The organism is Pandoraea sputorum (assembly GCF_000814845.2).
In the GTDB taxonomy this organism is placed as follows: domain Bacteria; phylum Pseudomonadota; class Gammaproteobacteria; order Burkholderiales; family Burkholderiaceae; genus Pandoraea; species Pandoraea sputorum.
The window spans coordinates 646,726-664,995 of sequence record NZ_CP010431.2; the positions used below are offsets into that span (position 1 = coordinate 646,726).

Annotated in this window: 15 protein-coding genes; 8 read left to right on the forward strand and 7 right to left on the reverse strand. The window is 60.0% G+C overall.

Annotated elements, in window-relative coordinates; genetic code table 11:
- The first annotated feature begins 144 nt into the window (after positions 1-144).
- Together NA29_RS02975 and NA29_RS02980 are read left to right on the forward strand one after the other, a co-directional pair.
- The gene (locus NA29_RS02975) at positions 145-1,971 is read left to right on the forward strand and encodes a Na/Pi cotransporter family protein (RefSeq protein ID WP_072633178.1); all 1,827 of its coding nucleotides are present in this window, start codon (positions 145-147) and stop codon (positions 1,969-1,971) included.
- Entirely contained in the window at positions 1,931-2,479 is a 549-nt protein-coding gene (locus NA29_RS02980; RefSeq protein WP_039395601.1) for a phosphonate degradation HD-domain oxygenase, read from the forward strand. The genes NA29_RS02975 and NA29_RS02980 overlap by 41 nt, the downstream gene beginning before the upstream one ends.
- Positions 2,480-2,575: 96 nt before the next feature.
- Here NA29_RS02980 and NA29_RS02985 read toward each other — a convergent pair whose 3' ends face one another.
- From NA29_RS02985 to uvrA, 6 genes are all read right to left on the reverse strand, one after another.
- Positions 2,576-3,577 carry a hypothetical protein gene (locus NA29_RS02985; protein ID WP_150777147.1) on the reverse strand — a complete coding sequence of 334 codons (1,002 nt, stop codon included), beginning with the start codon at positions 3,575-3,577 and terminating at the stop codon, positions 2,576-2,578.
- Positions 3,578-3,664: 87 nt separating this feature from the next.
- A complete protein-coding gene (locus NA29_RS02990) occupies positions 3,665-4,063 on the reverse strand; it encodes a RidA family protein (RefSeq protein WP_039395603.1) in 399 nt (132 codons plus the stop codon).
- Complete coding sequence (locus tag NA29_RS02995) at positions 4,060-5,040, reverse strand: threo-3-hydroxy-L-aspartate ammonia-lyase (RefSeq protein ID WP_039395607.1); 981 nt, start codon at positions 5,038-5,040, stop codon at positions 4,060-4,062. The genes NA29_RS02990 and NA29_RS02995 overlap by 4 nt, the downstream gene beginning before the upstream one ends.
- Positions 5,037-5,711, reverse strand: coding sequence for a helix-turn-helix transcriptional regulator (locus NA29_RS03000; protein WP_052252471.1), 675 nt, complete (start codon positions 5,709-5,711; stop codon positions 5,037-5,039). Before NA29_RS03000 ends, NA29_RS02995 begins: the two co-directional genes overlap by 4 nt.
- 100 nt (positions 5,712-5,811) lie before the next feature.
- Positions 5,812-6,840, reverse strand: coding sequence for an AI-2E family transporter (locus NA29_RS03005; RefSeq protein ID WP_039395609.1), 1,029 nt, complete (start codon positions 6,838-6,840; stop codon positions 5,812-5,814).
- A gap of 26 nt (positions 6,841-6,866) precedes the next feature.
- On the reverse strand, positions 6,867-9,731 hold the full coding sequence (uvrA, locus tag NA29_RS03010) for an excinuclease ABC subunit UvrA (protein ID WP_039395612.1): 2,865 nt from the start codon (positions 9,729-9,731) through the stop codon (positions 6,867-6,869).
- Positions 9,732-10,251: 520 nt separating this feature from the next.
- Between uvrA and NA29_RS03015 the strand changes: the two genes are divergently transcribed.
- Positions 10,252-11,415 carry an MFS transporter gene (locus NA29_RS03015; RefSeq protein ID WP_039395615.1) on the forward strand — a complete coding sequence of 388 codons (1,164 nt, stop codon included), beginning with the start codon at positions 10,252-10,254 and terminating at the stop codon, positions 11,413-11,415.
- A 30-nt stretch (positions 11,416-11,445) separates the two neighbouring features.
- Positions 11,446-11,958, forward strand: coding sequence for a single-stranded DNA-binding protein (locus tag NA29_RS03020; protein WP_039395618.1), 513 nt, complete (start codon positions 11,446-11,448; stop codon positions 11,956-11,958).
- A 492-nt stretch (positions 11,959-12,450) separates the two neighbouring features.
- On the opposite strand, the gene NA29_RS03025 is transcribed toward NA29_RS03020, so the two are convergent.
- Positions 12,451-12,687, reverse strand: a complete 237-nt coding sequence (locus tag NA29_RS03025; protein ID WP_039395621.1) for a helix-turn-helix domain-containing protein — start codon at positions 12,685-12,687, stop codon at positions 12,451-12,453.
- Positions 12,688-13,646: 959 nt separating this feature from the next.
- Between NA29_RS03025 and NA29_RS26205 the strand changes: the two genes are divergently transcribed.
- The 4 genes from NA29_RS26205 (at position 13,647) to NA29_RS03045 (ending at position 18,269) form a co-directional block, all read left to right on the forward strand.
- Positions 13,647-13,781, forward strand: coding sequence for a hypothetical protein (locus tag NA29_RS26205; RefSeq protein ID WP_257125715.1), 135 nt, complete (start codon positions 13,647-13,649; stop codon positions 13,779-13,781).
- Positions 13,782-14,393: 612 nt separating this feature from the next.
- Positions 14,394-15,203, forward strand: coding sequence for a DNA adenine methylase (locus NA29_RS03035; RefSeq protein ID WP_052252472.1), 810 nt, complete (start codon positions 14,394-14,396; stop codon positions 15,201-15,203).
- Positions 15,204-15,213: 10 nt separating this feature from the next.
- Positions 15,214-16,401 (forward strand): metallophosphoesterase family protein, encoded by a 1,188-nt coding sequence (locus NA29_RS03040; RefSeq protein WP_039395624.1) that lies wholly within the window; start codon positions 15,214-15,216, stop codon positions 16,399-16,401.
- Positions 16,398-18,269 carry an ORC-CDC6 family AAA ATPase gene (locus NA29_RS03045; RefSeq protein ID WP_039395627.1) on the forward strand — a complete coding sequence of 624 codons (1,872 nt, stop codon included), beginning with the start codon at positions 16,398-16,400 and terminating at the stop codon, positions 18,267-18,269. The genes NA29_RS03040 and NA29_RS03045 overlap by 4 nt, the downstream gene beginning before the upstream one ends.
- The last annotated feature ends 1 nt before the right edge of the window (position 18,270 follow it).

Consider the following 18,270-nt stretch of genomic DNA (forward strand, 5'->3'; position numbering starts at 1 on the left):
ACGCATGACGCGTGAACTTCATACGCATCCCGACGCCAGTGTTGGACTGACGCGGGATGCCGGTTTGGCAAACCAGGGCACGCGTCATCTTGGCGGCGCGAAGCGCTGCCTGTCCCGTCGACAATAAGATCACGGAACACTGGCATGCTGACACTGCTCAACCTTCTTTCCGGCGTGGCGATGCTGATCTGGGGGACGCACATTGTGCGTACCGGGGTCCTGCGCGTCTACGGTGCCGACCTGCGACGCATTCTGTCGCACAGCATCTCGAACCGCTTCCTCGCCTTTGCGGCGGGCGTGCTCGTCACGGGGCTCGTGCAGAGCAGTAACGCGACCGCGCTCATCGTGTCGTCGTTCGGCGCGCAAGGGCTGATCGCGCTGGCGCCTGCCCTGTCGATCATGCTGGGCGCCGACGTCGGTACAGCCCTCATGGCGCGGATCCTGACGTTCGATCTGCACTGGCTCTCGCCGCTGCTGATCTTCTTCGGCGTCATCTTCTTCCTCTCACGAAAGCAAACGCGCGCAGGCCAGTTGGGTCGCGTGTCCATCGGTCTTGGGCTGATCATTCTGGCGTTGCAACTGATCGTGGGTGCGACCACGCCGATGACCGAAGCCGCCGGCGTCAAGGTGCTGTTCGGCTCGCTGACGGGCGATGTGATGCTCGACACGCTGATCGGTGCGCTCTTCGCGATGGTGTCGTATTCGAGCCTTGCGGCCGTGCTGTTGACCGCCACGCTGGCGTCTTCCGGCGTCATCTCGCTCAAAGTGGCGCTGTGTCTCGTAATCGGCGCGAACCTCGGCAGCGGCATGCTCGCGATGCTGACGTCGGCCGGTCAGAATGCGGCGGGACGTCGTGTGGTGTTCGGCAGCCTTATCTTCAAGCTGATCGGCTGCCTGATCGTGCTGCCGTTCGTCGACTACGCGCCGATGCTGGTGAACTGGCTTTCGGACGCTCCGGCACAAGCCGTCGTCAACTTCCATGTGCTGTACAACCTCGTTCGCTGCCTCGTCTGCCTCGCGTTCACCGAGCCGATGGCGCGCTTGTGCGTGCGCCTGTTGGCTGAGAAGCCGGAAGCCGATGGTGTGACGCGTGCCCGACATCTGGATGAGAGCGCGCTGGAAATGCCATCCGTAGCGCTGGCCAATGCCACGCGCGAAACGTTGCGCATGGGTGACCTCATCGAACAGATGCTCAACGGTTTGCTTTACGTCATCAAGAGTAACGACGTGGCGCGCGCGAGAGAGACACGTCGTCTGGACGACGACGTCGACCATCTCTACACCGCGGTGAAGATGTACCTGACGCGCGTGTCGCGCGAAAACCTCAGCGAGCAGGACAGCCGCCGCTGGACGGACATCATCTCGCTCACGATCAATCTGGAGCATGCGGGCGACATCATCGAGCGCATGGTGGTGGAGGTCGAGGAGAAGAAGATCTCGCACAAGCTGTCGTTCTCGGAGGCGGGTTTGCAGGAGATCTGCGACATGCACGCCCGGCTGGTCACGAACCTGCAACTCGGCTTGTCGGTGTTCCTCAATACCGATCTGCGCAGCGCGCAGCGGCTGATGGCTGAGAAGGAGAGCTTCCGCGATCTGGAGCGCGCGTATTCGTACACCCACCTGAATCGTCTGGCGGGCCAGTCGGTGCAGAGTATCGAGACGTCTTCGCTGCATCTGGACATCATCAGCGACATGAAGCGTCTGAATTCGCTGTTCTGTTCGACGGCGTATCCGGTGCTCGACGACGCGGGCGCGCTGCGCAAGAGCCGCATGCGCGACAAGCCGAAGGAAGCCAAGGACGGCAAGGACAATAAGGATATGAAGACGCCGAAGGAAACGAAGGCGTCGAAGCTGGCGGCGTTTGCCGATGTCGCGACGGCCGCTGCCGGGGCTGCCCCCGATTCTCGCGATGACAACGAGAGTTCTCACGATGGCCCTGAGCCTGCCGGACATCCGCACCCTGTTCGATAAATTCGGTTCGATCGCTTACAGCGGCGAACCCGTCACCCAACTGGAGCACGCGCTGCAAAGCGGCGCGCTTGCCGAGAGCGAGGGCGCCGACGAGGCGCTCGTCGCCGCCAGCTTCCTTCACGATCTCGGCCATCTGCTCAATCTTCAGGGCGAAACGCCCACCGAGCGCGGCATCGACGATCTGCATCAATACTTCGCACTGCCGTTCCTCAGGCCGCTGTTCAGCGACGCGGTCCTCGATCCGATTCGTCTGCATGTGGACGCCAAGCGTTGCCTTTGCGCGATCGATCCCGATTACTACGGCAAGCTGTCGGTAGATTCGGTGCGCAGCCTCGCGCTGCAAGGTGGCGTGTTCAGCGACGAAGAAGCGAAGACGTTTCTCGCGCGCGAGCATGCGCAAAGCGCGCTTCGCCTGCGCCGCTGGGACGACCGCGCGAAGATCGCAGGTATGCAGACGCCGCCGCTCGACCACTACATGAAGGTGCTGGAGCGAGTGACGATTCAGTAATACGGGTGAAGGGCGGGGGAGATGCGGGTGAGATGAAAAAAGGCCGCGCCGGGACGATCCGGCGCGGCCTTTTTCGCGTTAGACGGCGAATGCGCGTCAGTGCGGCAGTTTTGCGCGCCACGCCGACGGCAGCAGGCGCAGCACTGCCCGGCGCGACGGTTGCCAGAACACCGAGAGCAACAGAAGCACGCCGCCGACGATCACCGCCGTGGCTGGCAGCGACATGCTGGAGTGCGTGTAGAGTTCGTCGCCATCCGAGCCAGGCGTCATGAACATGCGCAAGATTGCGCTCATGACGTACAGCAGCGACGACAGCATCAGCGCGCGACGGTCAATGGCGAGCGACACGGCAGTGAGCAGCACGAACACGGCGATGACCGCGCCGGGGTGATTCGGCGCGAGCATCCAGAAGATCGGATGCGTCACCATGCAGGCGGCGAGCAGATGCAGCCAGAAGGCGACATCGGAGCGGATGGTCGTGCGTTGCGGGTCCTGCGCATCCCAGCGAAGTGCCCACACGAAGATCGCCAGCCCGACGACGACGTTCGCCACCAGCAACCAGCCGTCGTTCTCGGTCAGTACGAGCACGTGCGCCCACACGACGGCGACAATACCCGCCACACCCATCGCAATGACTGCGGGCACCCGGAAGCGCCACCAGAACAGAGCGGCGCCGAGCGCCGTGCTGACGCAGGTGCCGACGAGCGTCCACCAGGTCATCGATGCGCGCACGCTTTCTCCGCCCTGATGCAGCAGCGAAGCGTTCCCGAAACCGAGCATCGCGGCCGTGCTCACGAAGCTGAAAGAAAAGCAGAGCGCAGGCAGCGCCATGCGGCGACGTCGCACGAAAATCTCGGACAAGCCCCAAGTGATCGCTGCGGCGATGAGCATTTGCAGCCAGGAAGGCAGCGAAGCCGTGAGCCACACCGTGCCGAACGAGAGCAGCCATGAAGCGATGACGACGAAGATGTCGTTAAAGCTTGTGACCAGCCGCAAAGGTTCGTCATCGATGCGTTGCTGAGTCAGCGGTGCAGACGGAGGGGGCTGGGTTACATCGGAAGGCGCGCGTGTCGGTGTCTGGAAATCGGGTGTCGTCATGTTTCGATGAACTTTGGAATGCGTAGGGCGAAGTGTACCGGTCTGAACGGTCAACTCGCCTCGCATTCCCGGGATTCATCACAAGTTTCAACCCGCCAACGCCGTCGCCTCGATCTCAACGGCAACGCCGTGACTGAGGGCGGGCACCGGCACCACGCAGCGCGCTGGTTTCGCTTCGCCCGCCCACTCGGCGTAGACCTCATTGAACGGCCCCCAGTCGTCGACGTTCGTGATGTACACGCGCACCTGCACCAGACGGCTGACACTGGTGCCGCAGGCGGCAAGGATGGCCGCCACGTTGTCCAGCGCCTGCTTTGCCTGCACGGCGAATGGCGCGCCGACCAGACGCTCGCCCTCCGGCGTGACCGGCAACTGTCCCGAGACGAAGACGAAGCCGTTCGCGCAAACCCCGTGCGAATAGTGGCCTCGCGGCGGTTGCAATGTCGGTACGTTCACCGATTCGATACCTCGTTCCTGCGTGCTCATACGGCCTCCCCGAGCGTAAGTTTGGCAAAACGTGCGAGATCGACGTTGCCGCCGGACAGAATGACGCCCACGCGCTTGCCGCGAACGTCGACCTTGCCCTGCATCGCGGCAGCGGCCGCAAGACAACCCGTCGGCTCGACCACAATCTTCATGCGGCTCGCGAAGAACTTCATCGTCTGCACGAGTTCGTCGTCGGTCACGGTCAGGATGTCGTCCACCAGCGAGCGAATCACCGGGAACGTGTACTGACCGAGATGCTGCGTCTGTGCCCCGTCGGCGATGGTGCGGGGCGTCTCGATATGAACGATCTCGCCCTTGCGGAAGCATTGCTGCCCGTCGTTCCCGGCTTCGGGCTCCACGCCGTAGATTTCGATATTCGGATTGAGCGCACGCGCTGCAACGGCGCTGCCCGAGAGCAAACCGCCACCGCCCAGACACACCAGCAGCATGTCGAGCTCACCGGCGTCTTCGATCAGTTCCTTGACGGCGGTTCCCTGACCGGCCATCACATGCGGATGGTCGTACGGCGGGATCAGCGTCATGCCGCGTTCCTCGGCGAGACGCTTCGACAGCGCTTCGCGATCTTCCTTGTAGCGATCGAAGAGGATCACCTCCGCACCGTACCCACGCGTGGCGTCGATCTTCATTTGCGGGGCGTCCTGCGGCATCAGGATGACGGCGGGCACGCCCAACTCGCGGGCCGACAATGCGATGGCCTGCGCGTGGTTGCCCGACGAGAATGCCAGCACGCCGCCACGCTTCTGCTCCGCCGTGAACTGGGAAATCGCGTTGTACGCGCCGCGAAACTTGAACGCGCCCATGCGCTGGAAGTTCTCCGCCTTGAAGAACAGGCGGGCGCCGGTCATGGCGTCGGCCGTGCGCGACGTGAGCACCGGCGTGCGATGCGCCGCTTCGCGAATCCGGTCGTGAGCGGCGACAACGTCGCCATACGTAATCGCCAACGTGGGGGTAGTCATGAGGAACCTTTCGGGTCGGAGAGATAGGTGTAGACGGTCGAACGGGCGACGCCCAGCGTGCGCGCTACTTCGGCATGCGCGTGACGCAGGTCCAGCAGGCCGCGTGCCTCGATGAGACGGATCGCTTCGCGACGTTGCGCGAGCGTCAGGCCCTGTGGCGTGGTGTTGCGCTGCGCCGCGAAGTCGGCGATGAGCGGCCGGATGTCGTCGAGACGTCGGCTGGCAAGCGTCTCGCTGACGGTGGCCGGTGCCTGGTTCGTCACGCTCACCAACTGCTGGACGCTCGCCGCTGCGGCCGCCAGCATCGAAATGTCCATGTTCAGGCAGATGGCGGCGACGTACTCGCCCTCGCTGTTCTTCAGGCCGATGGACGTGCTCTTGGCTGGACGCCCATCCGGAAACCGATTGGCGTAGTTCGCGATGACCTCGGGGAACGCCGGGTCGGCGATGCGCGCGAGCCCCATCTCCGTGACGGCGTCGCCCGGCTCGCGGCCTGACAAGTTGTTGGCGATGGCCACGATGGCGTGGTCGGGGTCGGTCAGGTCGTGCAGCACCACTTCCACGAGCGGTGCGAAGGTTTGACCGAGCGCTTCGACGATCTTGCGTCCCTCACGCAATAGCAGCGTGTTCTCGTCGAGCTTGCCCGTGGCGGGAGATTTGGCGGATTTCATGATTTGACATTATGTCATCGAGTGACGAAATGTCAAATTCACATCAAAAAACACGCCCGGTGCCTGTGGGCAGCGGGCGTGGCTGTGTACAGTCAGGCGCTCAGACTAGCTGCTTTTCCGCCAGTTCGCTCTTGAGGTGGCCGTAGTAGATGGGCGCGGCGATCAACCCCGGTAGCCCGAATGCGGCCTCCATCACGATCATGGCCAGCAGCAACTCCCAGGCGCGCGACTGAATCTGAGTGCCGACGATGCGCGCGTTCAGGAAGTATTCGAGCTTGTGAATGACGATCAGGAAGACAAGCGCCGAGATCGCCACATACAGCGACACCGATAGGCCGAGCACCACGATGAACGTGTTTGAGATCAGGTTGCCGACGACCGGCAGCAGGCCGACCACGAACGTCACCACGATCATCGTCTTGCGCAGCGGCAGATGGATGCCGAACAACGGCAGGATGCCGATCAGGAAGATGGCCGTGAAAATCGTGTTGATGAGCGAGATCTTCACCTGCGCGAAGACGATGCGGCGGAAGGCGTCGCCGAAGAGCGTCACGCGGCGAGTGAGTGCGGCGGCCAGCGGACGCATGTGCTGCACCGGACGCACCGTCGACAGCGCCACCAGCGCGCCGAGTACCAGCCCGACGATGATGTGCACCATCGCGTTCAGCGCTTCCTTGCCGACGAGCGACATCTCCTGCGTGTGATCCTTCAGGAATTCCGTCACGGCCTGATGAATGTCTTCGGTATCCGCAGGCAGACGGTCGGTTACCCACATCGGCAGTTGCGAGCGCGCCTGCTCGATCGCTTCCATCATGCGGCCGTTGATGTGTTCGAGGTGCCCCGCGTCGCTGCGCAAGAACGTGATGATGCCGAACACCAGCGCCGTCATGAGGGCGACGATGAGTGCCGCGAGCAGCGCCACGGCGACCAGCCGCGCCCGTTCGCTGGAGATGCGCAATTGCAGACGCGGCCCCAGCACATGGACAAGCTGATACACCACCATGCCTGCCAGTACCGCCGACAGCAGGTGGATGCTGAGGATCAGCCAGAGGGCTAGCGCCGCGAAAACATAGCTTGCGGCTTCGACCCAGAAGTTCCGGTCCGGAGTCCAGCCAGAGCGCGGTTCCATGAGATGAGTCCTTTTCCGATGAAGCTTTACTTGCCGCGCTTGAGCAACGGCGCCAGATACTTGCCAGTGAAGCTGGCCTTGCTCGCTGCCACTTGCTCGGGCGTGCCTTGCGCAATGATCTGCCCGCCGCCCGCACCGCCCTCCGGCCCGAGGTCGATCACCCAATCCGCCGTTTTGATCACGTCGAGATTGTGTTCGATGATGACGACCGTGTTGCCCTGATCGCGCAACCGGTGAATCACCGTCAGCAACAGTTCGATATCGTGGAAGTGCAGGCCCGTGGTCGGTTCGTCAAGGATATACAACGTACGGCCCGTGTCGCGCTTGGACAGTTCTAGCGAGAGCTTCACGCGCTGTGCCTCGCCGCCCGAGAGCGTGGTGGCCGACTGACCGAGACGGATGTAGCCGAGACCGACGTCGAGCAGCGTCTTCAGCTTGCGCGCGACGACCGGCACCGGCTTGAAGAACTCATGCGCCTGTTCGACCGTCATGTCGAGCACTTCCGAGATGTTGCGTCCCTTGTACTGGACTTCGAGCGTTTCGCGGTTGTAGCGCTTGCCGTGGCAGACGTCGCACGGCACGTACACGTCCGGCAGGAAGTGCATCTCGACCTTGATGACGCCGTCGCCCTGACAGGCTTCACAGCGTCCGCCCTTCACGTTGAACGAGAAGCGGCCCGGGTCGTAACCACGTTCCTTGGCCGCAGGCACACCGGCGAACAGTTCGCGAATCGGCGTGAACAGCCCCGTGTAGGTGGCAGGGTTCGAGCGCGGCGTACGCCCGATGGGCGACTGGTCGACGTTGATGACCTTGTCGAAGTGTTCCAGTCCATCGATCTGCTCATACGGTGCCGGCTCGGCCGACGAGCCATACAGATGGCGTGCAACGGCGTGATACAGCGTGTCGTTGATGAGCGTGGATTTACCCGAGCCGGATACGCCCGTCACGCACGTCAGCAGGCCGACCGGCAGGTCCAGGTTGACGTTCTTCAGATTGTTGCCCGTGGCGTCGACGATGCGCAGATAGTCCTCGCCCGGTGCACGACGCTCGGTCGGCACTTCGATGCGTCGCGCGCCCGAGAGGTACTGGCCCGTCAGCGATTCCGCAGCATTCTCGATCTGTTGGGGGCTGCCCTGCGCAATCACGGTGCCGCCGTGAATGCCTGCGCCGAGTCCCATGTCGACGACGTAGTCACTCGCCAGAATCATGTCCTCGTCGTGCTCGACCACGATCACCGAGTTGCCGAGATCGCGCAGATGCTTGAGCGTGCCGATGAGGCGGTCGTTATCGCGCTGATGCAGGCCGATGGACGGCTCGTCGAGCACATACATCACGCCTGTCAGGCCCGAGCCGATTTGCGACGCGAGACGAATCCGTTGCGCCTCGCCGCCCGAGAGCGTGTCGGCGCTACGTTCCAGCGAAAGGTAGTCGAGACCGACGTTATTCAGGAACGTGAGACGTGCCACGATTTCCTTGACGATCTTGTCGGCAATCTCGCGCTTCGCGCCGTGCAGCACCAGTTCGTGGAAGTAGCCGAGCGTTTCGCGCAACGGCAGATTGCCGATCTCGTAGATGGCGCGTGCCTGCTTGCCTTCGCCCACTTTGACGAAGCGAGCCTCGCGGCGCAGGCGGCTGCCTTCGCAATCGGGGCAAGCGCGGTTGTTCTGATACTTGGCAAGCTCTTCGCGAACGGCGACCGAGTCGGTTTCGCGATAACGCCGCTCGAGGTTCGGGATGATGCCCTCGAAGGCATGCGAGCGCACCGACGTGCGGCCCTTCTCGTTCACGTAGGTGAACGGAATCTCCTGCTCGCCTGAGCCGTACAGCACGATCTTCTGCGTCTCTTCGGGCATGTCCTCGAAGGGGGTGTCGACGTCGAAGTCGTAGAACGCTGCGAGGCTTTGCAGCATCTGGAAGTAGAACTGGTTGCGCCGGTCCCAGCCCTTGATCGCGCCGGACGCGAGCGACAGTGCAGGGAAGGCGACGACGCGCTTCGGATCGAAGAACGTCATCTGTCCCAGACCGTCGCAGGTCGGGCATGCGCCCATCGGGTTGTTGAACGAGAACAGACGCGGTTCGAGTTCCTGCAACGAATACGAGCACACCGGGCATGCGAACTTCGAGCTGAAGACGTGCTCCTTGTCCGTATCCATTTCCAGCGCAATCGCACGGCCGTCGGCCAGACGCAGCGCTGTCTCGAACGACTCGGCCAGACGTTGCTTCAGATCGGCGCGTACCTTGATGCGGTCGATGACCACGTCGACGGAGTGTTTTTCCGTCTTCTTGAGCTTGGGCAGAGATTCGATGTCGTACACGCGCGCCGTGCCTTCGTTGGCCGCGCCGCCGCCCGAGCGGATGCGAAAGCGCACGAAGCCCTGTGCCTGCATCGATTCGAAGAGGTCGGCATGCTCGCCCTTACGATCGACGACGATCGGCGCGAGGATCATGAGCTTGGTGTCTTCGGGCAGCGCGAGCACGGCGTCGACCATTTGAGAAACGCTTTGCGATTCGAGCGGCAACCCGTGATCGGGGCAGTACGGCGTACCCACGCGTGCATAGAGCAGACGCAGGTAGTCGTGAATTTCGGTGACCGTGCCAACGGTCGAGCGCGGGTTGTGCGACGTGGCCTTCTGTTCGATCGAGATCGCAGGCGAAAGTCCTTCGATGAGATCGACGTCGGGTTTTTCCATCAGTTGCAGGAACTGACGGGCATATGCCGACAGGCTTTCGACGTAGCGACGCTGACCTTCCGCGTAGAGCGTATCGAAAGCGAGCGACGACTTGCCGGAGCCCGACAGGCCGGTGATCACCACGAGCTGGTGACGCGGCAGGTCGAGACTGACGTTCTTGAGGTTGTGGGTGCGAGCCCCACGAATACGAATGGTTTCCATTGACGGTTCCGGGTCGTCGCCGAGGAATCCGCGCGGCGAATTGTCGCGGGGCGGTTTCCGGCCCCCAAGAGCCTGAGTTTCCCGGGACGTCGGACCGCGCCAGCACGGCGTTGGCCGGGCATCGACGCAGCAGGCGGCGGGAGCGGTCGGGCGGGCCGCTGGGGGGAAATCAGGGCGGCTAAACCTGCTAATATACCTAAGTTTGATTGCCGGGGCTGATCCCTGCTGACGGGCTGCCTCGGGCGCCGATGCGGCATGGGAGGCAGATGGGGACGAACCGCCCGATTTCCAGAGGCTGGCGTCCGGTCGTCGTGCCAGGCCTGCAAGGCCTGTCGGGCATTCAGGACCTTACCGGGTCTCATGTGCGAACCCGCCAGGCGGGGCGACACACCCCGTCGTCCGAATGCAAACATCAGACAATTCCGAGGCCGCAAGCGCTTTTTCCATCTCTCAGGACGTAATGTCGACTGATTCCGTGACTTCCGCATCTCCTGCCTCGACACGCGGCCGAGGGGGCCGCATGACCCCGCTAGAAGTGCGCGCCAGCGCGTCGCTCGCGGGGATTTTTGCATTGCGCATGCTCGGGCTGTTCCTGATCATGCCGGTGTTCTCGGTCTTCGCGCAGACGATTCCGGGCGGCAACGACACCTTCCTTGTCGGTTTGGCCATCGGTATCTACGGCCTGACGCAATCCCTGCTCTATATCCCGTACGGGTGGGCGTCCGATCGTCTCGGACGAAAGCCTGTCATCGTCTTCGGCCTGATCGTGTTCGCGATCGGCTCGCTGGTGGCGGCGATGGCGCACGATCTGACGTGGATAATCGTCGGCCGCGCGATTCAGGGCGCCGGGGCGATCTCGTCGGCCGTCATGGCCTGCGTGGCGGATCTGACGAGCGACGCGAACCGTACCAAGGCGATGGCGATGATCGGTGGCAGCATCGGCGTGTCGTTTGCCGTGGCTATCGTGTGTGCGCCGTTCCTGTATCACTGGCTGGGCATGAGCGGCTTGTTCTCGGCCATCGGCATACTCGCGGTGCTGGCGATTTTCGTGGTGCTGTGGGTGGTGCCCACGCCGCCGGTCCATGCCAAGGCCGGGCCTGCGCCGTTCTCGGAAGTGCTGCATAACCCGGAACTGCTGCGTCTGAACTTCGGCGTGTTCGTGCTGCACGCCACGCAGACGGCCCTTTTCGTGGCGATGCCGCGCATGCTGGTTGCGGCCGGATTGCCGGTGGCGCAGCACTGGGAGATTTATCTGCCGGTGATGGGGCTGTCGTTCATCGCGATGGTGCCTGCGATCATCGCCGCTGAAAAGCGGGGCAAGATGAAGGCGGTGCTGCTTTCGGCGATTGCGCTCGTGGCCATTGCGCAGGTAGCACTGGGCGGATTGCCGCCGACGGTCGGTGTGATTGCCGTGGTGTTGTTTGTGTACTTCCTGGGCTTCAATGTGCTCGAAGCGTCGCAGCCGTCGCTGGTGTCGAAGCTGGCGCCGGGGCAGCGTAAGGGTGCGGCGGTCGGGGTGTACAACACGACCCAGGCACTCGGCTTGTTCTGCGGTGGGGCGCTAGGGGGTTTTCTGATGACCCACTACGGTCAAAACGCAATCTTCCTGACTTGTGCGGCCGGTGCTTTCGTGTGGCTTATAATCGCCGCACCGATGAGGACGCCTGCGCCTCGTCAATCCTGATCGGATTTCAGCAATACCGGAGAAAGATTTATGGCATCAGTCAACAAAGTGATTCTGGTCGGCAATCTGGGTGCCGACCCCGAAGTCCGCTACATGCCGAGCGGCGATGCGGTTGCGAACATTCGTCTGGCGACGACAGACCGTTACAAGGACAAGCAGTCCGGCGAATTCAAGGAAATGACGGAATGGCACCGTGTGTCGTTCTTCGGCCGTCTGGCTGAGATCGTCAACGAGTACCTGAAGAAGGGTTCGTCGGTGTATATCGAAGGCCGTATCCGTACGCGCAAGTACCAGGCGCAGGACGGCACGGAGCGCTACAGCACGGAAATCGTGGCTGACCAGATGCAGATGCTGGGTGGCCGTAGCGGCGGCGGCGAAGGTGGCGGCGGTGGCGGCTACTCGCGCGGCGGTGGTGGTGACGAAGGCGGTGGCGGCGGTTACTCGCGAGGCGGTGGTGGTGGCGGCGGCGGTGCCCGTCAGCAAGCCCCGGCCAAGCAGTCCGGCGGCGGCTTCGACGACATGGACGACGATATTCCGTTCTAAAACCTACTTAGTTGTTTCTTGTTGGTTCAAAGCCCGCGCTCCTATAGGACGCGGGCTTTTTCTTTACCAACACTTTTTTAAGGCCTACTTTGATGGGGAACTTAACCAATACTTGCGGGAAATGGTGGGTTAGCCACTACACAAGCTGGCACGGGCATTCAGCCTAGATTCGAGCCGTTTGTTTGACGTTCTATTTTTCCCAAATAAGGTAAGCCGGCGCGTCAGACATTCGCGTGCGCGCAACTTCGGAATCTCCCGCAGGGCGGCTGTCGACGTCCTTGTCGTGTGGGCAGCAAAGCTATCCGCGCGGGGAGAAATTGCTGACGTAGGCCAAGATTAGATTGGTGCCTTGGCGGACGCGCTGCTTGCGCGCAGGGATAAAGCCCCCAGCAACGTCCAATTTGCGCCTTGGGGGGCTTATGGCTTGTCCTACCCCGTAGGCGATTCAGCCTCACTTGCAATGAAGTCGGCACCGCTTACGCACCGCTCGCACTAACGGCTGAGTAACTCTGAAGGGTCTACCTCGAGCCCGAGAGCAAGTTTCTGCAGATTGTCGAGCGTAATGTTGGTCGTAGCTCGTTCAATCTGGCTTACATATGTCCGGTGGAAGCCACATTTGACGCTGAGCAATTCTTGAGAGATGGCCCTCTCCAACCGAAATCGCCTGACATGCTCTGCCAGCCGGCGCCTGAGGTAAGGGTCGATGTCTTTGCTGTCTGTGTCGGTCATGGCCGGGAGGTTGGCCTAACATGACCTTTCCGTCTACCTGTTAAACATCTACTGTTTAAACATCTACTGTGTAAACATATACAATGGGCGTGGTTCACGGGACGCGCATGTCTAAGAGAGGCTGTCGCGCATTGACATTCCCGGCAGACAAGCACCCCGATAAAGCGTAAAGACGGAGGTCCTTCAACAATGACCCACAGCGCGAGACCCGAAGAAAAGTTGGTCAACAACTCGGTACCGCACAGGTCAACGCGCCCTATGTTGACTGCCGAGCAATGCCGCCTTCTGTCGCGGTACCCTTTGCTTTTTCGTGCGACACAGAACCCGGGGGCATATCCGTCAAACATTGCTCATTTTGGTATTCAGTGTGGCCGGGGTTGGTATCCAATCATTGAGGCTGCCGCCCGAGAGATTGAGTATGAATTACGCACGATGTGGTGCGACCAAGCTCAGAATCCGGAGAGTCTCTCCACGATGGATGAAGGTCTTCTTTCGGGCCGGGTAGCGTACCCCGTGCTTCCGTTTTGTACAGACATTAGCCAAGTTGCAGGAACTCTGACGATAGAGCTTCAAGATGGATACCTTTGCGACATAGACGCGTGGGGGCGAATTCGAAAGGCTGTTGAAAAGGCGGCGTCCAACGCTCGCTACGTGTGCGAAAGCTGCGGCAAGCCAGGGGCGTTTCGGGAGGTCTATTGGCGGCACGTTTACTGTGATGGATGCATAGCCCCTTTTTACTTTGACATGTCCTCATAGCGCTAGACCGCGCGCTCCAGCTCGTGAACGATGACTTCAAACCATTGCTCCTGTGTCCTGTGCTGTAGAACCGTCGCACGACAAGCCGTAGGGGCCGCTGTGCACCCAGTTCAGATGCCCATCTAACTGGAAGCGGAGTCGTTCACCAAAATGAGAGTGATTTCCTTTGGCCACGGTGTGACGGTCTTGCGATGGAGAACAACATGCAAGCAGGCAGCCAGATTGACCTCAAAGTTGCCCTTCGTAAAATTCATGAGCTGGCGATGACCGACGGCGATTTGGGCTACGAATATTGGCGGGAGGTAGGGCGGCTTTTACTACGGGTGGGGGAAATGTAGGAGGAAATAGATGTGCTCAAAAAGGAGTTAGAGCGATTTCATACTCGTCTGCCCAAGACTGACTGAAGTGGTGGACTCTGGCACCCAACCGGCGCAACGATGGTTACGTAGCGTTTCTGGTATCACGCAGTTTCATCACTTTTGAAACTTCTCTTTTTCGTGCCCCTCCTGCCGCGCGCTGAAGAAGGAGGGCGGTAAGCATGGTTTCTCCTGGGGGAAAGGTCTTGCACACGCTTGCCTCCACGATGCGCGAGTTGGCGAAGCGATTGCAAGACATCGATTTCATTTGGCACGTGTCTGGTCGCCGTTCAAATCACTCCGGCGAGGCAGATTAGTACATCTCCGCGAAGTTTCCATTGGCATTTGATGCCCGTGTCCGACCGTGGCGCGCTACGGTTCGCGCGAACACATGTGCCCACCAGCTACTCCAAGCGAGTTACGGAATATGTGCTAAGCGGATGCCATATCAATGGGTGCCGTCGTGACTGGCATATGCACTTCGCGTCAAATTGCACGCAACCCTTAGGGTGATGGTCCCGGTGGACTCCGCGTGCCCTCCGCCGTAAGTCCGATGCGTTAAAATCTCGCAACGCATACCGGGGAATAGCAAAAATGACAAGCGTTGCGACGGTGAAGCCCGTCTTGAGATGGGCGGGTAGCAAGCGGCAGATACTTCCAAAGTTGACCGGTCTGGCGCCACAGATTCCTGGGCGCTACATCGAACCGTTCTGCGGTTCTGCCTGCCTATTTTTGGCGCTCAACCCGTCACGAGCATTGCTCGGCGACGTAAACGCTCACTTGGTCGCAGCCTACAAGGCACTGCAGCGGACACCTGAGATGGTCGCATCTATCCTCGCCGACTGGGACGTAGATAAGGAAACATACCTTCACTTGCGTGCATTGCCGACTGGCACGTCCGCGGCCTTTGATGCCGCAAAATTTCTCTACCTGAACCGCTACTGCTTTAACGGCGTATACCGTGAAAACCGCCAAGGTCAATTCAACGTACCTTTTGGGGGGTATCGGACGGGTTCACTGCCTGGTCTAGTGGAGCTGCGTCAATTCTCAGCGCGATTGCAGAACGCGGAACTTTACTGCGGTGACTTCGCGAAGGCCGTTCGGAGTGCGAAGTCGAACGATTTCATCTACCTGGACCCACCGTACCACTATGGCAGCGTCCGCAATCGCGGCGAATACGGTTGGAACGCGTTTTCGGACACTGACGTGGAGCGATTGATTGAAGAAGTCCGTTCCGCAGACGAGCGTGGTGTCCGAATCTTGATTTCATACAACCAGGCACACTCACTCCGCAAGGCACTCCCGGGCTGGCACCTGACGTATGCCCCAGTTCGTCGGAGCGTCGCCGGGTTCTCGAAGGGGCGGAAATCGGTGCGAGAGTACCAGCTCCGCAACTACGAATAGGTGCGGACGCATGACTCATGAGCACGTTACGTTTGCGGTCTTGAGCGACCTGCACGCAGCCCCGAGAAGCAGTGACCCGAAAGGTACGGAAGTAAAGCTTTACTCTGACGGAGATAACTTTGGCCAGCACGATAGTCCATTGTCGTCGCTGTACGAACTTGTTACCCGTGAAAGCTTAACTGCCGACTTCGTTATCTGCCCCGGTGACATGACCAATCGCGCTGACGGAGGCGCGCTGAGGTTTGTTTGGGAGCAGCTACACGTACTGAAGCAAAAGATGGGCGGACAAGAAGTGATTGCGACCGTCGGCAACCACGATGTCGACTCGCGGGGCCACACTGAAGGGACAATTCCTCGCGAAGCGCTGATGCGCCTGCTGCCACGATTCCCTATTGCCGACGATGCGCTGGCCGACCACTTTTGGGCCCACGGCTATTTCTTGACCACTATTGGTCGAGTCCGCTTCTTAGTGCTGAATTCCTCCTGGCTACATGAGCATCGCAATGAACTGGAGCGAGGCGCTGTCACTGGCTATACCTTGGAGAAGCTCCAGCGCGACCTCGATGGACAGCGTGAGGCCGAATTCAACGTAGCGGTTTGCCACCATCATCCCCACGTGCACAGCGAACTGAACCTTGGGGGGGACATCATGCTCAACGGCCAGAAATTGCTCGATACATTGTCGAGCAACGGAGCGTGGCTAGTTATTCATGGCCACAAGCATCATCCGAAGATTGAACTGGCTCAAGGAGAGTTTCAGCAACCTATAGTGCTGGCTTGCGGGAGCTTCTCAGGGCGACTTGAAGGGGCGAACGCGACAGTGTCGCGGAATTACTTCCATGTCGTGCAGGTGGAGCGATTCGGTGTTGATGCCGAGTTGCGTGGCGTTGTTAAGTCGTGGAATTGGGTTCAGGGATATGGCTGGAAAGAGTACGGAAATTCGAATGTCACTTTTCCGAGCCGGTTGGGCTTCGGATTCGAGGGCAGCGTGCAGCAGCTTGCGCGTGCCATCGTTAATTCAATGGGTACTCACCAACTGATGAAGTGGGAGGCGATGTTGAAATTGCAGCCTGACTTGGCTCACCTCACTCCGCGCAAGTTAAATGCATTGAGCAGCACGCTCGATACCAAACACAATATTGTCATCACGTGCGATGGTACGGGTCTTCCGTTCGAATTCGGGGTGAGGTCAGTGTGACAAAAATCGAACGCTCAAACCTTTCAATCAATGCAGAAGCGTTTAACGCGAAATACCTCGAGCCAGCCGAGGTGGCGAATGGTTTCGTCTATTCAACTCATTTTGAGAAACTTGCGGGTGACTATCACGCCGTGCTTATCGGGCCACGGGGCAGCGGAAAAACCACGCTACTCAAGATGCTCCAGCCGAGTGCGCTAGCAACCTGGGCGGGACCTAAGGCGGATGCCTTCCGAACTTCAGTTAAGTACAGCGGCGTCTTCATCGCGTCCGACATCAGTTGGTCGAAGCAGCTCAACTCCCTCGGATATGGGAGGCTAAATGAGCAGAATCATCGTACTCTCGTTCTGGCGTGCTTCACTACGCACGTTATTCACGCAGTGTTGGAGACGATGGCCGCACGCGCCAACTCGGAGCTTGCATATCGTGGAGTCGTCCTCAGTAGTGACCAGGAGGCATTGTTAGCTCGTGAGCTCGCCACGGCGCTAAGAGTAAAACCAGAAATCCCAAGTCTTCTGGCGGTTCGTCAAGCACTACGGAACCGTCTGTCGGAAATCCGTGTTGTTGCAAATTCCTGCAGCTTGCTTTCGCACGAGCAATGCTCGGAGAAGCTTGTTTCATTAGACTATCTCCATCTAGATTTCCTCGACATTTGCTCGAATATATGCGCGAGTTTTAATGAGGCAGTGGGCGAAACCGGTGCGCGATGGAGCCTCCTGTTCGATGAATTGGAGACGGCGCCAGATTGGATTGTTGACCAGTTGTTCTCCGCACTTCGCATGTCGGACCCACGGCTCTACCTCAAGCTGGCAATCAGTCCTGTCTCGGGAACTGCGTATCGTGCGCTCTTCAAGCAAGAAGGTGCCTCTCTCGGCCACGACTATCAGCAAATCCGGTTGTGGTACTCCGACCGCACGGACTCAAAAGCGTTTTGCAGGGCATTGTGGGCTTCCCTGACGCAGAAGCACGGCCTGAAAATTACGGCTGAAGAGGCGTTAGGGCGTTCCGTGTTCGAGCCAAAGGACAATCGCGGAGTGCGTCGGCGCAGTCCGTACAGTCCAGGTGAACCTTGGCACAAGGTCTTTACATCTCTCGAGAGAAAGGACCGCTCGTTCTCCGGCTTTCTCAAGCTGAAGAGCATTGACCTTTCTGCGGCCGAGAGCCTTTGGGCGAGCAAGAGGGATAGTGTTCTTCGTAAAGCTGCACCTGTTGCAGCACTTCGCGACTTCTTCTTGCATCAGTCCAAAAAGGGCGAGGTCGCAGCGCGGCAGCGGAAGACACTCGAAATCTATGCCGGCGCTGATTCTATATTCGCCATAACGGAAGGCAATCCGCGTTGGTTCATCGGCCTCGCCTCGCCACTTATCAGTTTTCTTGCCAAAAGCGGCGAGCGTAAAGTTCCTATCTCGGAGCAGGCAAAAGAGATTGATGCCGCGGCTGACCGAATGATTGCCCTTCTGAAGACGATTCCGGTCGAACATGCTGATACTCAAGGCATTGAATTGTCGCTCGATGCACTACTGGAGGAAATTGGTTCTCGGTTGCACGCAGAGCTAGTTGAGAAGCATTTCAGCATTGACCCCGCGCAATGCTTCGTCGTTGATGACGGGGTCTCCACGAGAACGCAAGCTTTGCTAGCATCCGCGGTAAACCGCGGCGCGGTTATGCTCGTCGACGAATCTTCCTCGAGAGCAATTGTTGGGGAGATGCGCGGGGCGAACCTACGATTGAGTTTCCTGCTCGCGGCAAAATACGGGCTACTCCTTCGCAAAGGAAAAACTGTGCGCCTTTCCAGTCTCCTGCCGGGGCGTGAACGCCCACCGGCAGCGCAAGAGAACAAGCCGGCCCAGCTCTCATTGGATATGGATTGAA

What these genes read in the sequence shown, in the direction of transcription:
- NA29_RS03035 (WP_052252472.1), top strand. Translation starts at nt 14,394, where the DNA reads ATGACAAGCGTTGCGACGGTGAAGCCCGTCTTGAGATGGGCGGGTAGC.
- NA29_RS26205 (WP_257125715.1), top strand. Translation starts at nt 13,647, where the DNA reads ATGCAAGCAGGCAGCCAGATTGACCTCAAAGTTGCCCTTCGTAAAATT.
- NA29_RS03020 (WP_039395618.1), top strand. Translation starts at nt 11,446, where the DNA reads ATGGCATCAGTCAACAAAGTGATTCTGGTCGGCAATCTGGGTGCCGAC.
- NA29_RS03025 (WP_039395621.1), bottom strand. Translation starts at nt 12,687, where the DNA reads ATGACCGACACAGACAGCAAAGACATCGACCCTTACCTCAGGCGCCGG.
- NA29_RS02990 (WP_039395603.1), bottom strand. Translation starts at nt 4,063, where the DNA reads ATGAGCACGCAGGAACGAGGTATCGAATCGGTGAACGTACCGACATTG.
- NA29_RS02985 (WP_150777147.1), bottom strand. Translation starts at nt 3,577, where the DNA reads ATGACGACACCCGATTTCCAGACACCGACACGCGCGCCTTCCGATGTA.
- NA29_RS02995 (WP_039395607.1), bottom strand. Translation starts at nt 5,040, where the DNA reads ATGACTACCCCCACGTTGGCGATTACGTATGGCGACGTTGTCGCCGCT.
- NA29_RS02975 (WP_072633178.1), top strand. Translation starts at nt 145, where the DNA reads ATGCTGACACTGCTCAACCTTCTTTCCGGCGTGGCGATGCTGATCTGG.
- NA29_RS02980 (WP_039395601.1), top strand. Translation starts at nt 1,931, where the DNA reads ATGGCCCTGAGCCTGCCGGACATCCGCACCCTGTTCGATAAATTCGGT.
- NA29_RS03005 (WP_039395609.1), bottom strand. Translation starts at nt 6,840, where the DNA reads ATGGAACCGCGCTCTGGCTGGACTCCGGACCGGAACTTCTGGGTCGAA.
- NA29_RS03000 (WP_052252471.1), bottom strand. Translation starts at nt 5,711, where the DNA reads ATGAAATCCGCCAAATCTCCCGCCACGGGCAAGCTCGACGAGAACACG.
- NA29_RS03040 (WP_039395624.1), top strand. Translation starts at nt 15,214, where the DNA reads ATGACTCATGAGCACGTTACGTTTGCGGTCTTGAGCGACCTGCACGCA.
- uvrA (WP_039395612.1), bottom strand. Translation starts at nt 9,731, where the DNA reads ATGGAAACCATTCGTATTCGTGGGGCTCGCACCCACAACCTCAAGAAC.
- NA29_RS03015 (WP_039395615.1), top strand. Translation starts at nt 10,252, where the DNA reads ATGACCCCGCTAGAAGTGCGCGCCAGCGCGTCGCTCGCGGGGATTTTT.